The 3,090-nt window shown below is 39.5% G+C and carries 2 protein-coding genes and 1 pseudogene; 1 reads left to right on the top strand and 2 read right to left on the bottom strand.

What is annotated here, in order from left to right:
* Positions 1–510, top strand: a pseudogene (locus tag AC1DDX_RS07775) (hypothetical protein); the annotation flags it as partial.
* A gap of 224 nt (positions 511–734) precedes the next feature.
* On the opposite strand, the gene AC1DDX_RS07770 reads toward AC1DDX_RS07775, so the two are convergent.
* Positions 735–2,570 (bottom strand): UbiD family decarboxylase, encoded by a 1,836-nt coding sequence (locus AC1DDX_RS07770; RefSeq protein ID WP_337716615.1) that lies wholly within the window; start codon positions 2,568–2,570, stop codon positions 735–737.
* Between the two features lie 184 nt (positions 2,571–2,754).
* On the bottom strand, positions 2,755–3,090 hold a 336-nt coding region (locus tag AC1DDX_RS07765; RefSeq protein WP_477621920.1), incomplete at its 5' end, for a Dps family protein.

Genomic DNA, 3,090 nt, shown 5'->3' with positions numbered 1-3,090 from the left:
GTACAAAACTATCCATTCAATTACCGTGTTAGGACACCTTTAAAAGGATCTTTGGGCGCTAGTTATGTAATTGCAGGTAAAGCTTTGATCTCTGCCGATGTGGATTATGTTGATTACAGTACGATTCGTTTCTCAACTGATCAGGGGCTAGATCCGGCAACAATTGTAGACGAAAACAATTCAGTAAGAGACAATTATAAACAAGCCGTTAACTTTAGACTTGGAGCAGAATATAAAATAGATAATGCATTTAGCTTAAGGGGTGGTTACGGTGTTAATGGAAGCGCAATACAAGGTGATGATAATGGGCATTTCGCCACTCAGTTTTATTCTGGTGGACTTGGCTATCGAATTAACAACTATTATGTTGATGTTGCTTACCAACGTACAGAAACAAACACAGAGCTGTCTCCTTATTTACTTGGAACAAACGACAACCCTTTAGAACCTGTTGCTGATATTAAAACGTCAAGAAACAATGTATTTTTAACCTTTGGATTGAGGTTTTAAAAGTTATTATGATAGTCATTCTTCTCGTCATCTCGACGATAGGAGAGCTCTCTTGATCGAGAAGTAGCCGCAAATTCGCATAATCAAGAGGTCTCTCCTATCGTCGAGATGACGAAAATGCGCTATAAAATAAACGACTTTGCAACGATTCTGAACGACTATTCTCTATTAAAACTCAGTTTTTACCCTCTATACTATCGTATATCAATCTTTTTTTTATTAAACTAGATCACTCCAAATAACGAGGCCCCGTTCTCACCTAGTCTATTTACTTTTTCTTCTATTTCGGGTACTTTCAATAACTCAGGCGCGTGGTGCGGTTTTTTACGTGCATCAATTATCACAGGCCCATTACAGCCCCAGTGTTTATCATCAATAAACTCCGAAATACCATGAATATCAGTTGCCGGATTGCTACGCGTAAAGGTTACCCATACCAAATTGTTTATATTCTGAGCAGTAAATTCAGCATCATCACAAAGCACAATTAGCGGTATACCACTTAAATCTTTACCTTTTACAGCTTCCTCTAATAGAGCTACCTCATCTTTTGCCGCTCTGGCGCTAGTATAAGCCGGAAGCTGCAAAGCCATTACACCTGGAATAGCAAGCTTAACAGAACAGAAATCAGCAGGCATTACAAAACCTTCGGGAGGTTCGGTCGCAAGCACTCTCTTTTTCTCTCCTGCCGCAGCAAACACTACTTTAGAACCACTGTTTAACCCCTCTCCACTGTAATCTAAAGTATCAATAGTTGTTTTGGTATGAAAATGCAGATCCCTTGTAAGATCAATACGTTCCAATACATGTTGTATAAAACCAGAAAGATCATGAGTATCTAACTGTTCATTATCTTCTCTGGCAGCAATAAATAAGTACTTAGCTAAGCTTAACTGATTCTTACCAAGAATATGGTTTGCAATAGTTAAAATTTCCTGAGGCCTTCTTTCCTTAAGATATGGTGTATAACGCTCACTTCCAATGGCAAATAATAAAGGGTGTACCCCTGCTGCATCAACAGCATTTACTTCTTTTAATCCATGTATTTCTTTTGGCAAGGCCGATCCTGCAATCTCATGAATCAATGCACCAAAACTGGTATCTTCCTGAGGAGGCCTACCTACTACGGTAAACGACCATATTGCATCGTTCCGGTGATAAACATTATGCACCTTCATTAATGGAAAAGGATGGGTAAGGCTATAGTAACCCAAATGATCCCCAAACGGTCCTTCTGGCTTGTTCTCTTGCGGATAAACAGTACCTGTTATTACGAAATCAGCATCTGCAGAAATGCAGAATCCCTCATCATCATAAAAGTACCTGAACCTTCTGTTACCTAAGGCTCCTGCAAAAGTCATTTCCGAAAGGCCTTCGGGCAAAGGCATTACCGCAGCCAAAGGATGAGAAGGTGGACCACCAACAAAAATACTCACCTTTAAAGGCAGTCCTTTTGCATTGGCTTTAGATTGATGAACACCTATACCCCTATGTATTTGATAATGTAATCCTATTTCTTTGTTGGTTTCGTAATCATTGCCCGCCAACTGTATTCTATACATACCCAGATTTGCATTTAACACGCCCGGTTTATCGATATCTTCTGTATAAACCTGGGGCATGGTAATAAAAGGGCCTCCATCCATTGGCCAGTTCACAATCTGAGGTAATTCGCTGATGGTAGTTTTGCTAAAATTAGCTTTAAACAGGCTTTGCTTTAAGGGAAGTGCTGTTAATGCAGTAAAAGCGATACCTGGTAATTTAAAAGGATTTTTTAGTGCTTTAACAGGGTCAGATCTAAGGTTTACCAGTTGTTCAACTTTAGGCAGGCTATCGCGAAACATGAATTTGGAACGTTCTAATGTTCCAAACAAATTGGAAACAGCAGGAAATTTACTTCCCTTAACCTTCTCAAAGTACAATGCCGGTCCTTGCTGCTCATACACCCTTAGATGTATTGCAGCCATTTCAAGGTAAGGATCAACTTCTTCTTTTATCCTGATTAAATGCCCATGCTTTTCAAGATCGGCAACACAGTCTGCTAAACTTTTATATCCCATTACATGCCAAAGATATTAAAGAACTTGATATTTAAAGGCAACTTGATATCCAAAGATATAGTTATGCTATGATACAAATCGTCATCTCGACAACAGGAGAGATCTCTTGAAAACGCACAGTAGCTGTGAAGCAAACGGGCATAACCAAGGGATCTCTCCTGTTGTCGAGATGACGAGATGGGGATTATTTCTTGCCTGCAAATGAACGAAGCATCCAGGTATTTTTTTCTTTGAACTGCATAAACCTGTTTACCATATCGTTAGATCCGTCATCGCCGGCTTTATCGGTTGCTTCAAGGAGTTCGCGTTCTATTTCGATTAGTTTAGCCATATCGTCCAGAACGGCATCCACCATATCCAAATCCTTTAAGCCTATGGTATCAATTTCTTTTATCGCAGATTCTTTAATATAGTCAGCGAAACGACTATGAGGTGGTTTCCCAAGTGTCAAAACACGTTCAGCAATCTCATCAATTGTAAGTTGCGCATTGGTATATAACTCCTCAAATTTTATGTGCAG

The organism is Pedobacter sp. 10L46_2 (assembly GCF_056395165.1).
This window is presented reverse-complemented; position numbering and strand designations above follow the sequence as displayed.